Genomic DNA, 3,497 nt, shown 5'->3' with positions numbered 1-3,497 from the left:
GGCCGCTGCACGCAGAAGGACAACATCCGCTTCGACGGGCTGTCGCGCGTGTCGCACGTGACCGACGCGACCGACTGGCGCGTCGAATACCCGTTCGTCGTGCTGACGCCCGACACCGAAGCCGAGATCGCCGCGCTGATCAAGGCGTGCTTCGAGCTCGGCCTGACCGTGATCCCGCGCGGCGGCGGCACCGGCTACACGGGCGGCGCGGTGCCGCTCACGCCGTTCTCCGCGGTGATCAACACCGAGAAGCTCGAACAGCTCGGCGCGGTCGAGCTCACCGAGCTGCCGGGCGTCGCGCACAAGGTGCCGACGATCTTCTCCGGCGCGGGCGTCGTCACGCGCCGCGTGACCGAAGCGGCGGAAGCGGCCGGCTACGTGTTCGCGGTCGATCCGACCTCGCTCGACGCCTCGTGCATCGGCGGCAACGTCGCGATGAACGCGGGCGGCAAGAAGGCCGTGCTGTGGGGCACCGCGCTCGACAACCTGGCCTGGTGGCGGATGGTCGACCCGGACGGCAACTGGCTCGAAGTCACGCGCCACGAGCACAATCAGGGCAAGATCCACGACATCGCGGTCGCGCGCTTCGAGCTGAAGTGGTTCGACGGCGCGTACGCGCCGGGCGAGAAGCTGCTGAAGACCGAGATGCTCGAGATCGAAGGCCGGCGCTTTCGCAAGGAAGGGCTCGGCAAGGACGTGACCGACAAGTTCCTCGCCGGCCTGCCGGGCGTGCAGAAGGAAGGCTGCGACGGGCTGATCACGTCCGCGCGCTGGGTGCTGCACAAGATGCCCGCGCACACGCGCACCGTCTGCCTCGAATTCTTCGGCCAGGCGCGCGAGGCGATCCCGAGCATCGTCGAGATCAAGGACTACCTGTTCGAGACCTCGAAGCAGGGCGGCGCGATCCTCGCGGGCCTCGAGCACCTCGACGAGCGCTACCTGCGCGCGGTCGGCTACGCGACCAAGAGCAAGCGCAATGCGTTCCCGAAGATGGTGCTGATCGGCGACATCGTCGGCGACGACGCCGACGCGGTCGCGCACGCGACGTCCGAAGTGATCCGGATGGCGAACGGCAAGAGCGGCGAAGGCTTCGTCGCGGTCAGCGCGGAGGCGCGCAAGCGCTTCTGGCTCGACCGCAGCCGCACGGCGGCGATCGCGAAGCACACGAACGCGTTCAAGATCAACGAGGACGTCGTGATCCCGCTGAACCGGATGGGCGAGTACACCGACGGCATCGAGCGGATCAACATCGAGCTGTCGCTGAAGAACAAGCTGCAGCTGGTCGACGCGCTCGAGGCGTTCTTCCGTGGCGGCAACCTGCCGCTCGGCAAGACCGACGACGCGAACGAGATCCCGAGCGCGGAACTGCTGGAGGACCGCGTGCAGCAGGCGCTGGAGCTGCTCAAGCGCGTGCGCGCGCGCTGGGAATTCGTGCGCGACCGGCTCGACCAGCCGCTGCGCGAGGCGCAGCACTACCTGGTGCAGCTCGGCTACGAGGCGCTCGCGGAGAAGTTCGCCGATCGCGCGGACGAGCAGCCGGGCGCGACCGTGTTCCACGTCACGCAGGACCGCACGGTGCGCATCTCGTGGAAGCAGGAGATCCGCGCGGAACTGCGCGCGATCTTCAACGGCGGCGCGTTCAAGCCGATCCTCGACGAAGCGCAGGCGATCCACAAGCGCGTGCTGCGCGCGCGCGTGTTCGTCGCGCTGCACATGCACGCGGGCGACGGCAACGTGCACACGAACATCCCGGTCAACTCCGACAACTACGAGATGCTGCAGGACGCGCACGCGGCCGTCGCGCGGATCATGACGCTCGCGCGCTCGCTCGACGGCGTGATTTCCGGCGAGCACGGGATCGGCATCACGAAGCTCGAGTTCCTGACCGAGGACGAGATCGCCGAATTCCGCGCGTACAAGCAGCGCGTGGACCCGAACGGCCGCTTCAACAAGGGCAAGCTGCTCGAGGGCGCCGATCTGCGCAATGCGTACACGCCGAGCTTCGGGCTGATGGGCTACGAGTCGCTGATCATGCAGCAGTCCGACATCGGCGCGATCGCCGATTCGGTGAAGGACTGCCTGCGCTGCGGCAAGTGCAAGCCGGTGTGCGCGACGCACGTGCCGCGCGCGAACCTGCTGTACAGCCCGCGCAACAAGATCCTCGCGACGTCGCTGCTGGTCGAGGCGTTCCTGTACGAGGAGCAGACGCGCCGCGGCGTGTCGATCAAGCACTGGGACGAGTTCAACGACGTGGCCGACCACTGCACGGTGTGCCACAAGTGCGCGACGCCGTGCCCGGTGAAGATCGACTTCGGCGACGTGACGATGAACATGCGCAACCTGTTGCGCAAGATGGGCAAGAAGAAGTTCAACGCGGGCAACGCGGCGGGCATGTTCTTCCTGAACGCGACCAATCCGCAGACGATCAACGTCGCGCGCGGCGTGATGATGGGGGTGGGCTACAAGGTGCAGCGCTTCGCGAACGACATGCTCAAGAAGGTCGTGACGAAGCAGACGCAGCACCCGCCGGCGACGACGGGCAAGCCGCCGGCGGTCGAGCAGGTGATCCACTTCGTGAACAAGAAGATGCCGGGCAACCTGCCGAAGAAGACGGCGCGCGCGCTGCTGGACATCGAGGACAACAAGATCGTGCCGATCATCCGCGACCCGAAATCGACGACCGTCGATTCGGAGGCGGTGTTCTACTTCCCGGGCTGCGGCTCCGAGCGGCTGTTCTCGCAGGTGGGGCTGGCGACGCAGGCGATGCTGTGGGAGGCGGGCGTGCAGACGGTGCTGCCGCCGGGCTACCTGTGCTGCGGCTATCCGCAGCGCGGCTCGGGCCAGTACGACAAGGCCGAGAAGATCGTGACGGACAACCGCGTGCTGTTCCACCGGGTGGCGAACACGCTGAACTACCTGGACATCAAGACGGTGGTGGTGTCGTGCGGCACGTGCTACGACCAGCTCGCGGGCTACGAATTCGACAAGATCTTCCCGGGCTGCCGGATCATCGACATCCACGAGTTCCTGCTGGAGAAGGGGATGAAGCTCGACGGCGTGACGGGCACGCGCTACATGTACCACGACCCGTGCCACACGCCGATCAAGACGATGGACCCGGTGAAGCTGGTCAACGAGCTGATGGGTTCGGAGAAGGACGGCTACAAGATCGAGAAGAACGATCGCTGCTGCGGCGAATCGGGCACGCTGGCGGTCACGCGGCCGGACATCTCCACGCAGGTGCGCTTCCGCAAGGAAGAAGAGATTCGCAAGGGCGCGGCGAAGCTGCGTGCGATTCCGGTGGTGGCGGGCGACGCGGCGGCGCCGGCGGCAGTGGCCGCGGCCGGCCCGGACGTGAAGATCCTGACGAGCTGCCCGTCGTGCCTGCAGGGGCTGTCGCGCTACGGCGAGGACGCGAATCTCGAAGCGGACTACATCGTGGTCGAGATCGCGCGCCAGGTGCTCGGCGAGAACTGGATGGCCGATTATGTCGCACG

General features: G+C 67.0%; 1 protein-coding gene. It reads left to right on the top strand.

Translation table 11 applies throughout. The annotated features are described in order from the left end of the window. Positions 1 to 3,497: DUF3400 domain-containing protein (locus tag CFB35_RS33980; protein WP_089466258.1), on the top strand; the 3,497-nt coding region annotated here is incomplete at both ends.

The organism is Burkholderia sp. AU16482, assembly GCF_002223285.1.
Taxonomy (GTDB): domain Bacteria; phylum Pseudomonadota; class Gammaproteobacteria; order Burkholderiales; family Burkholderiaceae; genus Burkholderia; species Burkholderia semiarida.
The sequence above is the reverse complement of the archived record's forward strand: the minus strand, read 5'-3'. Positions and strand labels throughout refer to the sequence as shown.